Below are 18,861 nucleotides of genomic sequence, written 5' to 3'. Positions count from 1 at the left end.
GGATGTTACCAGTGTGACTAAAAAAATCTAGTGAGACATCTGTGTTTCCCCGTTAATTTTGGGAAAATTATCAAATAATGTGACCAAACGAACGTTGGGTTGGGCTCACGTGGACGTCGTGAAGCCCGCGTGTACACCCGCAAACCGGATGGAAATGCAATAGGTTTTAAGGCGTGAGTAGCGAAAAGAACACCACTGCCAATGAATTTGCTCCGAAGTCCCTACAGGACATCAAGGACAACACCTACGACCTCATCGTGGTCGGTTCGGGTTTCTTCGGTTTGACCGTTGCTGAGCGGACCGCCACTGAGCTGGGTAAGCGCGTGCTCGTTGTCGAACGCCGCAACCACATCGGCGGCAACGCCTACTCGGAGGCAGAGCCGGAGACTGGCATCGAGGTGCACAAGTACGGTGCGCACCTGTTCCATACCTCTAATAAGAGGGTGTGGGACTACGTCAACCAGTTCACTGACTTCACCGACTACCAGCACCGCGTGTTCGCTATGTACAAGGGCACCGCGTACCAGTTCCCGATGGGGCTGGGGCTGATCAACCAGTTCTTCGGCAAGTACTACAGCCCGGACGAGGCTCGCCAGCTGATTAAGGATCAGACCGATGGCCTGGATCCGCAGGACGCGAAGAACCTTGAGGAAAAGGCCATCTCCCTGATTGGCCGCCCGCTGTACGAGGCCTTTGTCAAGCACTACACCGCCAAGCAGTGGCAGACCGACCCGAAGAACCTGCCGGCCGGAAACATCACCCGTCTGCCCGTTCGCTACACCTTCAATAACCGCTACTTCAACGACACCTACGAAGGTCTGCCTGTCGACGGCTACACCGCCTGGCTGGAAAACATGGTGACCTCCGACAAGATTGACGTCGTTGTCGATGCCGACTGGTTCGAGGTGCGCGACGAGCTGCGCGCTGTCTCCCCGGATGCTCCGGTCGTCTACACCGGCCCGCTGGACCGCTACTTCGATTACGCAGAGGGCAAGCTCGGATGGCGCACGCTGGACTTCGAGATGGAGGTTGTCAACACCGGCGACTTCCAGGGCACTCCAGTGATGAACTACAACGACGCGGATGTGCCGTACACCCGTATCCACGAGTTCCGCCACTTCCACCCGGAGCGCGATTACGTCAAGGACAAGACGGTAATTGTTAAGGAATACTCCCGCTTCGCCGACGATGGCGACGAGGTGTACTACCCAATCAACACCCCGGAAGACCGCGAGATGCTCGAGGCCTACCGCAAGCTCGCCGCAGCCGAAGCACAGGAGAACAAGGTCCTCTTCGGTGGTCGCCTGGGCACCTACCAGTACCTGGACATGCACATGGCAATCGGCTCCGCACTGTCGATGTTTGACAACAAGATTGCGCCGTTCTTCAACGACGGTGAAGCAATCCAGCAGGAGCGCGGACACTAATTTGTCGCTTGCGGCTCCCGCGCTAGTATTGCGCGAGTGTCGCGTGAGAAAAGCCAAACCGAAGTTCCCCAGCGGGGAGCTGGGCAGGTTCCCCAGCAGGGGTCATTGCTGCAGCGTGTGAACAAGTTTCTCACCCTGCCAGTGGCTCCCGTAATTCTGGTTCTCATCGGTTCTCTTGGCACCCAGGCCGCGGCCGTGCTGGTCACGGGCATGCTTTCCACGGTCGGCGCGCCGGGCATATCGGGCCTGCGTATGGCCGCCGCGGCCATCATCATGGTGGTCCTGTTCCGCCCGAAGCTGTCTGGAATGACCCGCGCCCGCGCAATCAACATCGTGGTCTACGGCATCGCTATGGGCATGATGAGCATGATGGTGTACGCCGCCATCGCCCGCCTCCCGCAGGGTGTCGCCGTCACTATCGATTTCCTCGGTCCCTGCGTCGTATCCTTCCTGGGACTGAAAATGTGGCGATCCCGCCTGTGGGCCATCATCGCTTTCATCGGCGTTGCACTGATTGCCCAGCCCTCCAATGACCTGGATCCTATCGGCATTGGTTACGCCGCAATCGGCGCGATCTTCTTCGGCGCCTACACGCTCTTTTCCGCCCGAATGGGCAGCACCGAGGGCGGCGGCATGCCTGACCTGGCGCTGTCAGTGGTCGTCGCAGCAATCGTGCTCGCGCCCTTCTCAGTTTCCGCCGCACCGCTTGTCGACGGTTCGATGTGGGCCACCATCGTTATTTCTGGGTTCATTGGCGCTGTTATTCCCTACGTGATGGACACCATCGCTGCGGGGATTGTCTCAGCAGCGGTCGTCGGCACGCTCTTTGCACTAGATCCAGTTATTGGTGCAATCCTGGGCTGGGCGTTTTCCGGTGACCGAGTGACCTGGTCCATGGCGCTGGGCATCGTGCTGATCGCGGCGGCTGGCGCAATTATTACCTGGCGTGGGGCGCGGGAGTCGCGTGAGCTTGCGCAGTAGAAACGCGAGTACCGGAACCCGCCGGAAGGTGGGGTTTCGACGTGTTCTGCTGGAAAACAACAGTGAATGCGGGTAAGTTTGTCGAAGATTTATTGTTTCTTAAGGTAATTCCCTGAAGAGGAAACACGCCTGATAGCTCCCACCGGTCGTGGGGAGTCGCACATTGTGAGGAGAATGCACACGTGAAAATCACCTCTACTTTCCGTGGTTGGCGCCGAAAGGTTGCAGCCGTTGCGTCCGCAGCAGCTGTGGCTGCGTCTGCATTGACCATGGCGCCGGCCGCGAGCGCGGCGGGCGACCGAGGTTCGCTGCGCCCGGGTTGTGAATGGGATTCGTACCAGTACTTCACCCAGAAGTGCCAGGTTTATTCGCCGGCCATGGATCGTAATATTCCGGTTCAGATTGTGGCCTCTGCCAATGGCGGTAACAAGGCTCTCTACCTGCTAGATGGCCTGCGTAGCCCGGCTGATGCCTCTGACTGGGTGGAGCACGGTAACGCTCCACGTACTTTTGAGGGATCCAACGTCAACCTTGTTATCCCCGGTGGCGGTGGCGGTAGCTTCTACACCGACTGGAAGCGTCCGTCAGTTAGTGTGCACGGTCCGTTCGTAAACATGTGGGAGACCTTCCTAACCCAGGAATTGCCTGTATACCTTGAGCGCGAGTTCGGCATTTCCCGCACTGGCAACTCCATTGCAGGCCTGTCCATGGGCGCATCTGCGGCGCTGTCGCTGGCATACAACCACCGAGACCAGTTCGGTCAGGCTCTTGCCTTCTCCGGTTACCTGCACACCACTGCGCCGGGTATGACTACTGCAATTGAGGCTGCTCAGCTGTCGGCTGGCTACAGCTCCTTCGACATGTGGGGTGCGCCTATGTCAGCGGAGCGTGTCCGTAATGATCCGTACCTGAATGTCGAGAAGATGAAGGGGCTGGATCTGGTTATTACCTCGGCAAATGGTGTTCCGGATGAGGTTCGTGACCCGAAGAATCTCTACCGGGTCGTCCCGAAGGCCGGCGGCGTTGCGCTGGAGTCGCTGTCCCGCTTGTCCACCCGCGAGTTTGAGTTGCGTGCTCGTACCTCCGGTCTGGATGCCACGTTTGAATACGAGCAGACCGGTATCCACGATTGGCCGACCTGGGATCGCAACCTCCAGAACTCCAAGGCCCGCATCGAAGGTTTCCTCGGAGCTTAAAACTACAAACTGAACGAAAAAGCCCCTATGTGCAGCAGATAGTCCGCAGCGCGTAGGGGCTTTCACATTCTGGGCTGTCGCTAGCGTGGCAACAAGAGGCAATCCGCCACGGGCACTAGGATGCTATGAGATAGAAACGTCGGTAACTTATCGGCGGCAACACCCCCGGTAGACCTTTCGGAAAGTGGTTGATACGTCTCATGGCATCACAGCCTGAACAAAAGCGGACACATACCCCGACAACGTCGTCAAGCCTTGCCGTTGAACGCCTGCAGCGGATTTTGCTGCCAAAGTTGGGTGAGCCCCGTGATGTCCGCTCGCTCTACTTGGTTGAGCCGGAGACTAATGCCGGTCGTGTGCAAGCGCATTCGCGCACGTCAGCCACTGTTCCGGCGGGTGATGAAGTTAGTTTTGAAACCTACTTCAATGCTTTTCCGGCCAGCTACTGGCGCCGGTGGACGAATCTGGACAATGTTGTCCTGCGCCTGGAGCTGTCCGGTACTGCGCGCGTAGACATCTACCGTTCGAAGATTGACGGTGCGCGCATCGCCGTGACCGGCGAAGTTGTCGGTGATCTGGGTGCGGCGGCTGAAGGCGCGGAAGCCAAGGTGGACGGCAAGGATGTGCACGTCTGCGAAATCCCAGTACCGCTGACGCAGTTTGAAGACGGCGGCTGGATTTGGTTTGACCTCACCTGTGAGACGGACGTGGTAATCCACTCCGCAGGTTGGTACTCCGATATCGAGGCGCCGAGCCAGACGTACCCGGACGGCACGGAGCATCCGGCGCCGGAGGGGCGCGTCACTATCGGTATCCCGACGTTCAATCGCCCGACCGACGCAGTTGCTGCTCTTGAGGCGCTGTCCTCGGATCCTGAGGTCGATGCCATCATCGATGCTGTTTTGATGCCTGACCAGGGCACCAAGCACCCGGCAGACGAGCCGGGCTTTGATGCTGTCGCCGAGCACTTTGGTGACCGCCTGCGTATTTTCCCGCAGGGAAATCTCGGTGGTTCTGGCGGGTACTCCCGCATTATGTATGAGGCCCTGGGCGGTCCGGATTCGGATTCGAAGCGTGCGACCGATAGCCCGTTCATTCTCTACATGGATGACGACATCGCCATCGAACCGGATTCCATTCTGCGTGCGGTCGCTGTCGGCCGGTTCGCGAAGTCCCCGATGCTGGTCGGCGGTCAGATGCTGAACCTGCAGGAGCGCAGCCACTTGCACTCGATGGGTGAAGTCATCGGCCGCCATGACTTCATGTGGACTTCCGCTCCGCACGTCCACTATGACCACGACTTTTATGCGCACCCACTGCGCGATCGCGGGGAGCACGGCACTAACGCAACCGGTGAGGTTGTCGATTCGAAGGATCTTCACCGTCGCATCGATGTTGAGTTCAACGGCTGGTGGATGTGCCTGATTCCGCGCGTCGCCGCTGAGGCAATCGGTCAGCCGCTGCCACTGTTTATTAAGTGGGACGATGCCGAATACGGTTTGCGCGCAGGCAAGGCAGGCTTTCCGACGGCTACGTGGCCGGGCGTCGCAATTTGGCATATGGCCTGGTCGGACAAGGATGATGCGATTGATTGGCAGGCGTACTTCCACCTGCGCAACCGCTTGATTGTCGCGGCCCTTCAGCACGAGGGCGATGCTGCCGGTATCGTGCGTTCCATGCGCAAGGCCACTTTCAAGCACCTTCTGTGCCTGGAGTACTCCACTGTTGCCATCCAGAACGAAGCCATGAAGGACTTCCTGGCAGGTCCCGAGCGTTTATTCGACATTCTCGAGTCCTCGCTGCCGCGCATCAATGCCCTGCGCAAGAGCTTCCCCGACGCGGTTGTGCTGCCGAGTGCAGGCGATCTGCCAAAGCCCTCCGGTATTCCGGGGATTCCGACAAAGGATGTCGGTGGTCGTCTGGGCAAGCTGAAGAAGGTCGGTTGGCTGGCCAAGGGCTTGCTTCACAGCGTGCGCCCGGAAAACTCCGAGCACCATGCGGTGCCGCAGGCAAACCTGGCGCCGCTGGAGGCTCGTTGGTTCTCCCTGTCGCGTCTGGATGGCGCAACGGTCACCACCGCTGACGGCCGTGGCGTGGTGTATCGCCAACGTGACCGCGACAAGGCCAAGGCTCTGCTGGAAGAATCCTGGGAGCTGCAAAAGCAGGTTGAGGAGCGGTTCGAGCAAATGCAGGCACGCTACCGCGCAGCCTATGACGATTTGACCAGTAGGAAGGCCTGGGCGAATGTCTTCGAAAATTAAAGGCGATCCGTTCGGCGAGTCCGACGTTCTCGTTAATATTCAGCACACGCTTAACGACGTTCCGGGTGTGCTGCCCACCGCGCGTGCCATGAGCTATTTCGGTGAGCACGCCCTTGGGTGGATGGGGCTCGCTGCCCTCGGGGCGGCGGTGGATAAGGAGCGACGCATTAGCTGGGCAAAGGTCGGTGTGGCCGCCTTTACCTCGCATGCGGCATCGGTGGTGCTTAAGCGCATTGTCCGTCGCCCGCGTCCCCATGACCGTCGTATAGCAATCGGCGTTGGTACGCCAAGCAAGCTGAGTTTCCCGTCCTCGCACGCGACGTCGACGACGGCGGCGCTGGTGGGGATTGCAAAGTTGGGTTACCCGGCAGCACCGGCCGTGGGCGTGCCGGCGATTATGCTCTCCCGCCTGGTGCTGGGAGTTCATTACCCAACCGATGTCGCTCTCGGAGCAGCGCTGGGTACAGCCACTGCTCTTGCGGTGGACAAGATAGGTGATAAGGTCATCGAGCCGAAAAAGGCGCAGCATAACCAGGGTAGACAGCCCTCCATTGCGGAAAGGAATGCACAGTGACACAGGCGGAGAACGACAACTTGGCCAATGTGTCGGCCAACCAGCGGCAAGCTTCTCAATCAAGGATTGGGTCCGAGCCGCACACTTCCGGTATCGATGAGCCTGCGCACCCGCAGGGGCATCCGCCGAAGAATCTGTTGGACGGCATGATCAAGGCGCTTCGCCCGAAGCAGTGGGTGAAGAATGTCCTGGTCATTGCGGCTCCACTGGCAGCCGGCAACGAGATCATGGACTCGGGACGTTCGATCGGCACACTGACCGTCGACATCCTGGTGGCGTTTGTGGCCTTCTGTTTGGCAGCATCGTCGATTTACCTGATTAATGATGCTCGCGATGTCGAGGCTGACCGCGCGCACCCAACCAAGCGCTTCCGCCCAATTGCCGCTGGCGTACTACCGGTGAGCATGGCGTACATTATGGCAGTCGCACTGATTATTGGGTCGATTGCGGTGTCCTGGTTTGCCTCTGAGGGGCCGGGGCTAGCAATTGTTGTGGCTGTATACATTGCACTGCAGCTCGGTTACTGCTTTGGCCTGAAGCACCAGCCGGTGATTGATATTGCGCTGGTGTCCTCGGGTTTCATGCTGCGTGCAATGGCCGGCGGTGTTGCTGCCAACATCAACCTGTCCCAGTGGTTCTTGCTGGTTGCCGCCTTTGGTTCGCTGTTCATGGCAGCCGGTAAGCGTTACGCTGAGCTGCTGTTGGCAGAGCGCACGGGTAAGAAAATCCGTAAGTCGTTGCAGGGTTACACCGCGACTTACCTGCGCTTTGTGTGGACCCTCGCTGCGACCGCCGTGGTGCTGAGCTACGCGCTGTGGGGCTTTGAGATGGGCCGCGCGCCGGGCACTTCATCGACTTCGGCTATTTGGTACGAGATCTCGATGGTTCCATTCACTGTGGCCATCCTGCGCTTCGCAGCTGACGTTGACCGTGGTGATGCGGGAAGCCCGGATGAGATTGCGCTCAAGGACCGTCCGCTGCAGGCACTGGCCGTCCTGTGGCTGCTGTCCATTGCTATCGCTGTCTACGCTGTCCCGACTCTGGGGTAGTTCCCAGTTCTTTTCCCTGTAAGCGAACTGCGATTTCCGTCGGTTTTCTCGTCGGGTTCGGTCGGGTTCGATTGGTAGCTGAAAGCCCATGCGCCGAGGGGTGCATGGGCTTTTTCTGTATTTCGTTAGTACTTAGGTTGTGTTTGGGGTTCTTGTAGGCGTGTTTTAGGTTTCTCAGTTAGTCCTACGGATCAGCCGGGGGCAGAATTACAATTTTGTAATTCCATGCTGGTAAACATTGTTTCTCCTTGTGGTGGATAGTTTTGGGGAGAAATGTGAGAAATATTACGGAATGATTACGATTTAAACTTGGATGTAGGGAAACGATTGAGTATCGTTACATACTCGAGATTCTTTTGTGGGGTCTCCAGTTGTCGCGTCACAACTGGAAGCAGAAAAGCGAAAGCTCGCGTAAGCGACTGCCTCCGAAAAGTCTGGCGCGGAGGTAAGTCCGAAAGTAAAGAGGAGAACGATGAGCTTTACTGCAGTGAGTCGTAACTTCACGGTGAAGGTCGTAGCTGCCCTTGTGGCTGTTGCAATGGTGTTTGGTGGCATCATGCTCGCATCCGCGAAGGATGCGAGTGCTGATCCAAACCGTGATCGACTGCGTCCAGGCTGTGAGTGGGATCCATATCAGTGGTTTGTTCAGTACTGCCAGGTTTTCTCGCCGGCTATGAACCGCAATATTCCGGTTCAGATTAAGGCGGCTACTGGTGGCGGCGATGCGTCCCTGTACATGCTCGACGGTCTGTGGGGCTTTAATAAGGGTGCGTCCGGTTGGATTTGGTCGGGCCACATTGCTCAGACCTTCGCCAACGACAACATCACTCTGGTTGCGCCGGCTGCTGGCGACGGCTCCTTCTATGCCGACTGGAACGATCCGGCCGTGACTTCCGAAGGGGTCAAGACTCAGAAGTGGGAAACCTTCCTGACCCAGGAGCTGCCGGTCTATCTGCAGCGTGAGTTTGGTGTCAACCCGAACCGCAACGCAATCGCTGGTCTGTCCATGGGTGCGGCTGCGGCGGTTTCTCTGGCGGCTCGCCACCGTGATCAGTTCAAGCAGGTCACTTCGCTGTCGGGTTACTACCAGATGTCCAACCCAGTTGTTGCGACCGGCGCTACTGCAATGGTGGCTAGCACTGGTGTAGTGAATCCGACTGGCATGTGGGGCCTTCCGGTTCCTGCTTCGGAGCAGTGGCGTGCTCATGATCCATCGCTGCAGCTGGACCAGCTCCGGGGTTTGCCGATGTATATTTCTTCCGCTCAGGGTGTTCAGAGCCTGTGGAGTGATCCGGAGGTTTTGAGCCGTCCGGTGCCGCAGCTCCCTGACACCGTCTGGCGTGCTGTGATGGAGTCCGTCTCCCGCGCTTCGACGCAGCGCTTTGAGCAGGATGCTCGCGCTGCCGGCCTCAATGCGCAGTTTGTCTACAGCCCGAACGGTATCCACTCGTGGGAGCTGTGGGGCCGCGATGCCGCGCTTGCTCGCCCGCACATTCTTCGGGCGCTGGGGCTTTAAGCCGGTAATTTTTTCAGGGCGCTCTGGCGCGCTGACCTAGCTCTGGTGCTGGATGACTTCTTAAAGGGACTAGCTTCTTAAGACGTCTCAATTTTAAAAACGACCAATCCTTTTGTTGGGGTTGGTCTTTTTTTCTGTGTCGAGTCCGGTTTGGATGCTGAGCGGAAGGTGTGGGTAACGGCTTAAAGAGGGGCACAAAGAGTTGCGCTGTCAAAGCTTGAATTCAGTTCCGTTTGCGTGTGTCTCCACGGTTTTTACCCGTAAGAGGGTAAACATGAGAGTCGAACCTTAAAGTAAAGGGTGAAGCTATTCAGGTAGCTATACCGTTTTTTCGCAGAACGTGTGTGAGATTCTTCTTGCAGCGGCACGCCGGAGGAGGGGAACCTTCGGATACGTTGCTGGTCACTACGTAATTCTGCGAAGCCGAACGGTAAACGCATAGCTCAAGCGCCGCGTGATGCTATCTGCAGGTGCCTAATCGGTGCCGGTGCAACACTCAACGTCTCAAATAATTTCAACCAGCGACTTTGTAAAGGGAAGCCCTCTTATGCGCGTAACCGCTAGATTCCTCCGTGGTGGACTCGGCAACAGCCGGAAGTCATCACGGGCGTTGACCGCACTTTTGGCACTACCGTTGACTCTCGCTCTCGGTGCCCCTGCTGCAGTGGCGGCTCCCGAGCCAGCTCAGCCAGGTCTGCCTAGCTACGAGGAACTTCAGGCCGTTCAGGGGCAGTTGGCGCAATCTGGAGACCTGGGAGACCTTGCTAAGGCCGCTGAAGCAGCGCAAGCTGCTGGTGCGCAGCTACCTGGCCTGGGTATGCCGAAGCCGATGCCAGGGCCGGAGCGTACGCCATTTAAAGTCGATACTCCCGCAGTGGCGAACCTCCCCAGTGGAGTCAGCGTAGACAAGGTCGAGTGGTACACAGATCACCACGTCATTGCGCACATTCGCTCGGCTGCCATGCCGGAGAAGCCAATTCAGGTTGAGATTTTGCTGCCGCGCGATTGGTACCGCGACAAGGAGCGCACATTCCCGAGCGTCTACCACCTTGACGGTATGGCATCGTTTGATGACTACTCCGGTTGGATTCGCGCTACCAATATCGAACGCTTCTACGAGGACAAGAATGTCCTGGTGGTTATGCCTGCCGGCGGTACATCGTCCTTCTACTCTGACTGGGATCAGCCGGATAACGGTCAGAACTACAAGTGGGAGAGCTTCATCACTAAGGAGCTCGTGCCGGTTATCACCAACGGCTTCCGCGGCAACGATGAACGCGGCATTATCGGTATCTCCATGGGAGCTACCGGTGCTTACAACGTTGCAGCACACTCTCCGGAGCTGTGGAAGTTTGCCGGTAGCCTCTCTGGTTACCTGGATATGACTTCGCCGGGCATGCCGCAGGCAATCTCTCTGGCGATGAAGAACACCGGTGGCTATGACGCGACGAAGATGTGGGGCCCGCTCGGTTCGCAGCGTTGGAAGGACAATGATCCGAAGCTGAACATCGACAAGCTCAAGGGCATGTCGCTGTACATCTCGGCGGGTAACGGCAACACCGGTGAGTGGGACGTGCCGTCGCAGATCGATCCGACGAAGCCGGACAATCCGACCGGTTACGCATTGGAAGTGCTTTCCCGCATGACCAGTGAGACCTTCATCCGAAATGCTCGCGAAAAGGGCGTCGAGCCGGTTGTGAACTTCCGGAGCTCGGGTACTCACACTTGGCCGTACTGGCAATTCGAGGTCAGTCAGGCCTGGCCAACGCTGGCCGATGCACTGCAGTTGCCGGAGTCCGATCGTGGCGCGGTCTGCCGTGTAGGCGGCGAGATTGAGAAGGCCGTCGCATCGCTGCCAGGAATTGGCACCTGCCTGTCGGATGAGTATGGCGTCGCCAAGAATGGCGTGGCTCAGGACTTTACCGGCGGTACCGCCTACTGGCACCCGGATTCCGGGGCACATGTGGTCTGGGGGCGCATCGGTTCGCGTTACAACGAGCTCGGTGGTCCGTCCTCGCCGCTCGGCTACCCAGTGACCAACGAACTGGCTACGCCGGATGGCTCGGGACGCTTCGTTCACTTCGAAAAGGGTTCGATTTACTGGACTCCGGAAGGCGGAGCCCACGAAGTCACCGGCGACATTATGAACGTCTGGGGCAAGGCCGGCTTCGAGACCGGTCCGCTGGGCTACCCAGTCGCCAACCACCGCGATATTCCGGGCGGTGTCGCCCAGGACTTCCAGGGTGGCACCATCGTCAAGATCGGCGGCGAAGAACCTCGCATCGTGCGTGGTGAAATCGGCCGTGTCTACAAGGAGCTCGGTGGCGCTGAGTCCGATCTGGGTCTGCCTGTCGACGGCGACGAGGTCAAGCTCGCCCGCGGCGCTTTCCAGCGCTTCGAACACGGTGCCATTTACTGGACTCCGGAAACTGGTGCACAGCCGGTGCGCTCCAACGACATCACTGACCATTGGGGCAGCACTGGCTACGAAAATGGCCCGTTCGGTTACCCGGTCGGCCCACTGCAGCCAGTCAAGGCCGGCGGTCTTGAACAGCAGTTCGAGGGTGGCTGGATTCGTCAGCTCAACGGCAAGATTGTCGAAGAGCGCAATAAGCCAGAAGCGCCGGCCCCAGCCGCCGACAACGCTGATGACAAGTAAGCCAACCAAAGCAGGGCACTGAGTAGGGGATAGACAAATGTCCATGAACAAGTCCTTCCGGACACTGGCTACAACCACAGCTGTTGCGCTGCTGACCTTCGGAGTGGTCGCCTGTGGCAGTTCCACAGTGGAGTCCTCGGAGGTCACCTCGTCGACGACGACGAACAAGACCTCCACGACGTCGTCAAGCACGAAGACTTCTGCGCCGAAGTCGAGCGAAAAGTCTGCGCCGGAGATCACAGATCCCCAAGCTAAGCGCGTGGACGAAGCGCCCGATGGGCAGATGAAGCTCAGTGAGGCGGACGATTCATACCTCGGAGCGCTGGAAAAAGCGGGAATCGATGTTGATGGGGTGGAGGATCAGCTCATCGGCACAGGTCGCGCGGCATGCGCGGACGCACCGGAGGAGGAGCGTGAAGTCATCGCGCTGGCGATTGCCGGGCAGCTGGTCGCACAGGGGCGCTCACAGGAAAGCGCCGAAGAAGTGGCGAAGACTATTGCAAGCTCCGCTAAAAAGGCGTATTGCTAGCACTCATGCGTAAAGTGCTGACAATTCTGGCGGTCATTGTGCTGGTGGCCGCTATTGGCTTCGGCGTAGTGCAATGGCTTAACGACGACCAAGGCGGTCAAACCCCACCGACCCCCGGTGACGATGGCGGGGTTCTGGCCGAACAACCCGAGTGGTGCCCGGCGGTAGAAGTTATCGCCGTGCCCGGAACTGCGGAATCGCGTGCTGACGATGATCCGATGGCCCCGACCGCGAACCCACATTCGCTGCTGCTTGGCCTGACAAACTCGATTTCGCAGTCCTACTCGGAGGGTGATGTCAAGGTCTGGACTACGCCGTACCCGGCACAGATTAAGACGCATCAGCTGCCCGACCAACTCACCTACGATGATTCGCAGGCAGTCGGGCGCGATGTCACCGCTAAGGAAATGGCTGACTTACACGGGCAGTGCCCGCTGACGGACTTCGTCCTGATGGGCTTCTCCCAGGGTGCGGCTATTGCAGGTGACTTGGCCTCTGACATCGGCAATGGTCGCGGTGTCGTTCCGGCCGAGCGCATCGCGGGCGTGGCTCTGTTGGGCGACCCGCGGCGTGACCCCAATCAGGGCGTGAACCAGGGCGTTCCGCTGGCTGGTGTGGGTGTCGAGCTGTCGTTGCAGCCGCTTGGCGGCATTGTGCAGGCTGTGGTTCCGGGCGCAACGATGCGCGGTCCACGAGACGGCTTTGGGCCTCTTAATGACAAGGTCCAGAATGTCTGCGTGCCATCGGATTCCTTCTGTGATGTTCCTCCGGCAGTGGCTGATGCGATTGCGCGAGCGCAGGAGATGATTGCCGGCGCAGGAGCGCATGCGACCTACGCCACGAATGACGTAGCAATCCCGGGTACGACTCCGCTGGCCTGGACTGAGGGCTGGACTCGCGAACTGATTGAACAATCGCTGGCGCGACGGTAGAGGCAGCTCAAAAATGTGCGAGACGAGCCCGACCTCGACGGGTACTTGCTGTTAGAATCTTGCTCAAGAACTGGTGTTTAATGTTCCAAAACAACAGTTTCGCTAAAATTTCGAAAGAAATTGACAAAGTTGCAGGAAGCAGTCTGACGGAACCGGTTATTATCGCCCAAGGAACTGCTGTTCATGACCGGGGAAATCTAGGCGAAAAGGTAGGGTGCAATGACGAATCCGACAAACCCATATGGAGATTTCGACGAAGACGGTATGCCGAGGTCCCGGGGAAAGTTCGCCGACAGCTCGGGTGCTTACAGCTCCGGTATGCCGTACTCGGATCCGTACCCACAGCAGCAGCCGAACATGGGGCAGGGCTATCAGGACCCGAGCCAGCACAATTTCCACAACGGGTACTCGAACCCGTATCAGAGTGGTTACCCAAACCAGCAGGCGCCGGCGTATTCCGCTGGCTTCGGTGGCCCGAACCCGCACCAGGGCTACGGGGGCGCAGGTTCCCCTGTCTCGGATAAGTCCAAGATTGCAGCGGCTCTGCTTGCCTTCTTCCTGGGTACCCTCGGTGTTCACAACTTCTACCTGGGGCACAACTCGCGTGGTGCTATTCAACTAGCACTGACGGTATTCGGCTGGATTACGGCTATCCTTCTGGTCGGATTCTTCCTAATCATCGGCGTCAGCATTTGGGCATTTATCGAGTTCATTTTGATTCTCGTCGGTAGTGGCTCCTACGCCTATGACGCTAATGGGTGCCGCCTGCAATCGTAGGAGCCTCGTCCGAAGCCGCTAGTTCCTGAACCCGTGCACCGGGGCGGGGATGTAGCCGCCACGGGCAATGAACTCGGCATTGCCCTTGGCATTGACATCAATAACCGGCGCATATCCGAGCAGACCACCGAAGTTCACCTCATCGCCCGGCTTGGTACCCGGCACCGGAATGAGGCGGGCGGCGGTGGTTTTGTGGTTCATCACACCGATGGCGGCCTCGTCGGCAATCATGCCGGAAATCGTGGTCGCAGGCGTGTCACCAGGAATTGCAATCATGTCGAAGCCCACCGAGCAGATAGAGGTCATCGCCTCCAGCTTGTCCATGCTGATCGACCCCGCGCGAACAGCATCAATCATGCCCTTGTCCTCAGAGACCGGAATGAACGACCCGGACAGTCCACCGACGCGTGAACAAGCCATCAGGCCGCCTTTCTTGACGGCGTCGTTAAGCAGCGCGAGCGCGGCAGTGGTGCCGTGCGTACCGACCTGCTCCAACCCCATGTGCTCGAGGATGTGAGCGACGGAGTCACCCATCTCAGCGGTCGGCGCGAGCGAGAGATCCACGATGCCAAAAGGCACGCCCAGGCGCTCCGACGCCATCGTGCCGACCAGCTGACCCGTACGTGTGATCTTGAACGCCGCCTTCTTAATCTCCTCGGCGACTTCGTTGAAGCTGGCGCCCTGCAGATCGCCGAGCGCGCGATCGACCACACCCGGACCCGAAACGCCGACGGACACGACACAATCGGGTTCCCCGACGCCGTGGAATGCGCCGGCCATGAACGGATTGTCGCCCACCGCATTGGCGAAAACCACCAGTTTGGCGCAGGCAATCGAGCTGCGGTCAGCGGTTTGCGCCGCGGCTTCCTTCACTACCTCGCCCATGCGACGCACTGCATCCATGTTGATGCCCGCGCGTGACGACGCAACGTTGACCGAGCTGCACACCAATTCGGTCTCGCTCAGAGCGTGGGGAATGGAGTCGATGAGCCGCTTCTCGCTGGTCGTCGCACCCTTTTCGATGAGCGCCGAGTAGCCGCCGAGGAAGTTCACGCCAGAATCGCGGGCGGCGCGGTCGAGCGCCTTGGCAACCACCGTGGGATCGCCTTCGCAACCGGCCGTGATGAGAGAAACTGGTGTGACGGAGATGCGCTTATTGACAATCGGAATGCCCAGCTCCGCCTCGATACCCTCACAGACCTCCACGAGGCGAGCGGCCTGCCTGGTCACGCGGTCATACACCGCCTGTGCGGTGGCTTCCATTTCAGAGCGAGAGCACTCGAGCAGGGAAATCCCCATGGTGACCGTCCGGATATCCAGACGGTACTTCTCGATCATGTCAATGGTGTCGAGGAACTTAGATTGCGCGAAGTTGAAATCCATCCTGGTCGCGCCCTTTAAATCTCGTTGACGGCGTTGAACAGCGCCTCAGACTGGATTCGAATGACAAGCCCCTCCCGCTTGCCGACGGAATCCATGTAACCCTGCAGCGTGCTGATGGGGGTGGCCTTCTCGTTGAACTCCACCCGCAGGATCATGGTGAACCATTTATCCATGAGGGTCTGGGAAACATCGACGATGTTGACGTCCTGCTCCGCCAGAGCAGTGGTGACGGCGGCGATGATGCCGGTGTGATCCTCGCCGGTGACGGTAATGATGGCAAACATGGCCTCAATTTTAGCCGGTGGGGAGGCGGGGAAAACTTGTGGATGGCGGTTGTGCTGGTGGCAGGTTTGTAGCGAAGCATGTTCAGAGCCACCCAAAAAACACTTCACGACACCTATGTCACCTCGTGCCATCTGTGGAGGCGGCATGAGGTGACATAGGTGTCGTGAAGTGGGGAGGAGGGGGAGGGGCGTGGGCGTGGGCGTGGGCTGTGCCAGAGCGGGGGCCAGCCTTACGGATCCGGCCCTACGGCCCTATCGGACGTCGACGAACTCCTTGACAATCCACTTGCGCAGTGCGAGCAGAATCAAGCCCAGGACAACCGAGGCGATACCCAGGGTGATGAAGAAGGTGTTCTCAGCAGCGGCATCCTCATAGTTGTAGAAGCCGGCCAGGGTGCCTGCCAGTGAAGTACCCATAGCGACTGCCATCAGCCAGACGGCCATCATGCGCGACGGGAATGCTGCCGGAGCGACCTTGGTAGCAAGGGCGTTGCCGACCGGGCTCAGCATGAGCTCACCCATGGTGAACAGGAAGAGAATCCAGATAATCGCATACAGCGGAGTGGAGTTCTCACCGCCACCGGAGAATGGGATGAAGAAGAACAGCGAGATACCGATGATGATGTTGGCGACACCGAACTTCACTGGGGTGGACCACTGGCGGTCACCAAGCTTGGACCAGGCGGCTGCAAAGACCATCGAGAAGGCGATGATGAAGATCGGGTTGATCGAGTTAATCCAGGCCGGGGACATTTCCCAACCGAAGATCTCGCGGTCGAGGCGGATGTCCGAGTAGATGGCCAGCACCGTGAACTGCTGCTGGAAGATACCGAAGAACAGCACGCCTGAGACGAACATCGGGATGAAACCGACCAGGCGAGTCTTCTCCGATTTCGTCGTAAGTGGCGAGGAGTACATCTGCCACCACAGCACCACAGCGGCGATCAGTGCAATCACCGTGACCACAGTGGAAAGAGTCGTGACCGGAACAATTCCGGTGGAAACCAGCGTAACCGAGACAACAGTGATGACCACTGCGATGCCAATCCATACCGGGTACTGCTTCTTCGGCAGCGGGTTCGGAATCTCATGGCCAGCCTCGGCGATGGTGGACTTGCGCATCAGGATGTACTGAATCAGACCGGCAGCCATACCGATAGCGGCCAGGCCGAAGCCCCAGTGGAAGCCCTTCATTCCCCAAATCCAGCCGGTGAGCAGTGGGCCGAACAGGGCACCGATATTGACGCCCATGTAGAAGATGGAGAAGCCGGCGTCACGACGCGGGTCGTCCTTGGCGTAGAGCTGACCCAGCACGACCTGTGCGTTGGTCTTCACACCGCCGGAGCCGATTGCGATGGAGACAAGGCCAATAGCCAGGCCAATCACGCCAGGGATGAATGCCAAGGAGATGTGGCCAAACATGACCAGGATGGCGGAGTAGAACAGTGTCCGCTCCGAGCCAAGGATACGGTCGGCAACCAGAGAGGCAACGAGTGCGGCCATGTAGACAAGACCGCCGTAAGCACCGACGATGGAGGTAGCAGCACCCTTGTCCAGGCCGAGACCGCCCTGAGTGGTCTCGTAGTACATGTAGAAAGCCAGGATGGCCTGCATGCCGTAGAAGCTGAAGCGCTCCCACATTTCGATGCCGAAGAGGTTGGCGAGACCCCACGGTTGGCCCATGAAGGTACGGTCTTCGCTGGACCCTGCGGGGTTATGAGTTCGTTGGGTCTCAGCAGTTGGTTGATTGCCGAGAGCCTCGTCAGAAGATTTGTCCATTCTTCAATTATCGAGGCGGAGTGCAAAAATTAAAAACCAGATTTAGTCAGTGAACTAAACCGAAGGGCTAGGGATGGGGCCGAAGGCTTAGTCCAGAGACTTACGAGCAACCGCATTCGACGCTGCTCGCCAACCCAGCAGCAGCAAGGCGCTCATGACTGAGGCAACCAGAATGAAGGACCAGTGCGGGACTGCCGAATTGCGGGTGGCCCACACAGCTAGGCCGACGACGACAGTGCCGAGCCACACAATTGCGCCTGAACTCACTGCACGCGGGTTCGGCTCGTTCTTAATCAGCGCGGTGCCCAGGAGGACACCGAATGCGAACGGCCACCAGGTATCGAGGATATTGATGAAGGTAAAAGAATCCTCGGGAGTGTTGTGAGCCAGGCGCGCTAACACGGCGAAAATAAAGATGGCGAGGATGTCAATCAAGAACGTCGATACGCGTGTGTTCATGCTTCTTAGTCTAGCGACCCCTCAGATTGGTGGGGGACCAGCGACCAGCGGCGAGGAAGCCATTAGCGGTCAGCGACTGGCTGATGCTCGGGCTGATCCTTGTGGTCGAAGCCGAGGGCGTAGATAATCCAGCCCACAATTGCCACCAGGACGAAGGAAACGATGCGATAGACCAGCACCGCTGCAAAGGCCTCGGCGCCGGTGGTGCCGCCTGCGATGAGAGCCGCGGTCAAAGCGGCCTCGACAGTGCCGATGCCGCCCGGTGTGGCCTGGATGAAACCTGCGAGCTTGCCGGTTACGAAAGCCAGCAGCACCTTCGTAGCGGAGATGTCATCGACACCAACGGCACGGATGGCGGCGTAGAGACAGACAATTTCCGCGACCCAGTTGATAAAGGACCAGGTGAAGGAAAGAGCCAAAGTTTGCACGGGCAACTTCACGCTGGTCAGCTGTTTGACGGACTCTTCAAGTCGGTCGACATCGGTGTCCGCGGGCTTCTTTCGAATCTTGTTAAAGACACGCAGACACCACGCGCCTGTCTTGTTGAGAAAAGCCGGGTTCTGCGAAATCCGCCACAGCAAAATGGTGGCCAGTAACACCGCAATTGCCATAGCGATGAGCACTGCGGTCGTGCCACCCTGTCCGACGAAGAAGAGGCTGCCAAGCCCCAGAAATGCCAGACCTAAAAACGACAACGCGCCCGAAAAAAGCACGAACCAGCTGACAAGGACCGCGGATGCGCCCCACTGCATCATGCGCTTAATCTGCAGCGCCGTGGAAAAAGCAGCACCACCGGGAACGGTGACCGCCCACGCGTTGGATGCGAGGGTTAGCGCATTGGTGCTACGGCGAGTGGCTGCTTTTACGCCTCCAGCTCGCAACAGCAGACGCATCACTTCCGCCATCGCGTAGAGCGAAAAAGCCACGGAAAAAATGGCGATGAACAGCCACTTAGCGTCGACATCCGCAAGGATTTGGAGCCCCTGGACGACGCTGTCCCAGTTTCTTACCGTCAGGACGATACCGGCAATCACGAGGGCCACGAGGATTATCGA

General features: G+C 58.7%; 16 protein-coding genes. 11 read left to right on the top strand and 5 right to left on the bottom strand.

Features of this window, described 5'->3' with window-relative positions:
- Nucleotides 1–230: 230 nt before the first annotated feature.
- The 11 genes from glf (at nt 231) to CRD18_RS01425 (ending at nt 13,901) form a co-directional block, all read left to right on the top strand.
- Complete coding sequence (gene glf / locus CRD18_RS01475) at nt 231–1,427, top strand: UDP-galactopyranose mutase (protein ID WP_070566722.1); 1,197 nt, start codon at nt 231–233, stop codon at nt 1,425–1,427.
- Between the two features lie 117 nt (nt 1,428–1,544).
- A complete protein-coding gene (locus CRD18_RS01470) occupies nt 1,545–2,408 on the top strand; it encodes a DMT family transporter (protein WP_070566724.1) in 864 nt (287 codons plus the stop codon).
- Between the two features lie 182 nt (nt 2,409–2,590).
- Nucleotides 2,591–3,604 (top strand): alpha/beta hydrolase family protein, encoded by a 1,014-nt coding sequence (locus tag CRD18_RS01465; protein WP_070566664.1) that lies wholly within the window; start codon nt 2,591–2,593, stop codon nt 3,602–3,604.
- 200 nt (nt 3,605–3,804) lie between these two features.
- Nucleotides 3,805–5,865, top strand: coding sequence for a glycosyltransferase (locus tag CRD18_RS01460; protein WP_070652830.1), 2,061 nt, complete (start codon nt 3,805–3,807; stop codon nt 5,863–5,865).
- On the top strand, nt 5,849–6,439 hold the full coding sequence (locus tag CRD18_RS01455; RefSeq protein WP_070652829.1) for a phosphatase PAP2 family protein: 591 nt from the start codon (nt 5,849–5,851) through the stop codon (nt 6,437–6,439). Before CRD18_RS01460 ends, CRD18_RS01455 begins: the two co-directional genes overlap by 17 nt.
- Before the next feature lie 29 nt (nt 6,440–6,468).
- Nucleotides 6,469–7,488 (top strand): decaprenyl-phosphate phosphoribosyltransferase, encoded by a 1,020-nt coding sequence (locus CRD18_RS01450; protein WP_049193199.1) that lies wholly within the window; start codon nt 6,469–6,471, stop codon nt 7,486–7,488.
- 472 nt (nt 7,489–7,960) lie between these two features.
- The gene (locus tag CRD18_RS01445) at nt 7,961–9,004 is read left to right on the top strand and encodes an alpha/beta hydrolase family protein (RefSeq protein ID WP_049171823.1); all 1,044 of its coding nucleotides are present in this window, start codon (nt 7,961–7,963) and stop codon (nt 9,002–9,004) included.
- Between the two features lie 547 nt (nt 9,005–9,551).
- Nucleotides 9,552–11,663 (top strand): alpha/beta hydrolase-fold protein, encoded by a 2,112-nt coding sequence (locus tag CRD18_RS01440; protein ID WP_070652716.1) that lies wholly within the window; start codon nt 9,552–9,554, stop codon nt 11,661–11,663.
- Between the two features lie 37 nt (nt 11,664–11,700).
- Complete coding sequence (locus CRD18_RS01435; RefSeq protein WP_070566670.1) at nt 11,701–12,192, top strand: DUF732 domain-containing protein; 492 nt, start codon at nt 11,701–11,703, stop codon at nt 12,190–12,192.
- Between the two features lie 5 nt (nt 12,193–12,197).
- Nucleotides 12,198–13,124, top strand: a complete 927-nt coding sequence (locus tag CRD18_RS01430; RefSeq protein ID WP_070559863.1) for a cutinase family protein — start codon at nt 12,198–12,200, stop codon at nt 13,122–13,124.
- A 219-nt stretch (nt 13,125–13,343) separates the two neighbouring features.
- On the top strand, nt 13,344–13,901 hold the full coding sequence (locus CRD18_RS01425) for a TM2 domain-containing protein (protein ID WP_187406460.1): 558 nt from the start codon (nt 13,344–13,346) through the stop codon (nt 13,899–13,901).
- Between the two features lie 18 nt (nt 13,902–13,919).
- Here the strand turns inward: CRD18_RS01425 and CRD18_RS01420 are convergent, their stop codons facing one another.
- The 5 genes from CRD18_RS01420 to CRD18_RS01400 form a co-directional block, all read right to left on the bottom strand.
- Nucleotides 13,920–15,284 (bottom strand): PFL family protein, encoded by a 1,365-nt coding sequence (locus CRD18_RS01420; protein WP_187406459.1) that lies wholly within the window; start codon nt 15,282–15,284, stop codon nt 13,920–13,922.
- Between the two features lie 14 nt (nt 15,285–15,298).
- Nucleotides 15,299–15,568, bottom strand: a complete 270-nt coding sequence (locus CRD18_RS01415) for an ACT domain-containing protein (protein ID WP_016421638.1) — start codon at nt 15,566–15,568, stop codon at nt 15,299–15,301.
- A 252-nt stretch (nt 15,569–15,820) separates the two neighbouring features.
- Nucleotides 15,821–17,347, bottom strand: a complete 1,527-nt coding sequence (locus tag CRD18_RS01410) for a peptide MFS transporter (protein WP_016421637.1) — start codon at nt 17,345–17,347, stop codon at nt 15,821–15,823.
- An 87-nt stretch (nt 17,348–17,434) separates the two neighbouring features.
- Nucleotides 17,435–17,806 (bottom strand): DUF3054 domain-containing protein, encoded by a 372-nt coding sequence (locus CRD18_RS01405; RefSeq protein ID WP_049171813.1) that lies wholly within the window; start codon nt 17,804–17,806, stop codon nt 17,435–17,437.
- A 62-nt stretch (nt 17,807–17,868) separates the two neighbouring features.
- Nucleotides 17,869–18,849: a YbhN family protein gene (locus tag CRD18_RS01400; RefSeq protein WP_242458653.1), complete on the bottom strand. Its 981-nt coding sequence runs from the start codon at nt 18,847–18,849 to the stop codon at nt 17,869–17,871.
- Nucleotides 18,850–18,861: the final 12 nt, after the last annotated feature.

It is taken from the genome of Corynebacterium sp. LK31, assembly GCF_014335015.1.
Classification (GTDB): domain Bacteria; phylum Actinomycetota; class Actinomycetes; order Mycobacteriales; family Mycobacteriaceae; genus Corynebacterium; species Corynebacterium jeikeium_D.
The sequence above is the reverse complement of the archived record's forward strand: the minus strand, read 5'-3'. Positions and strand labels throughout refer to the sequence as shown.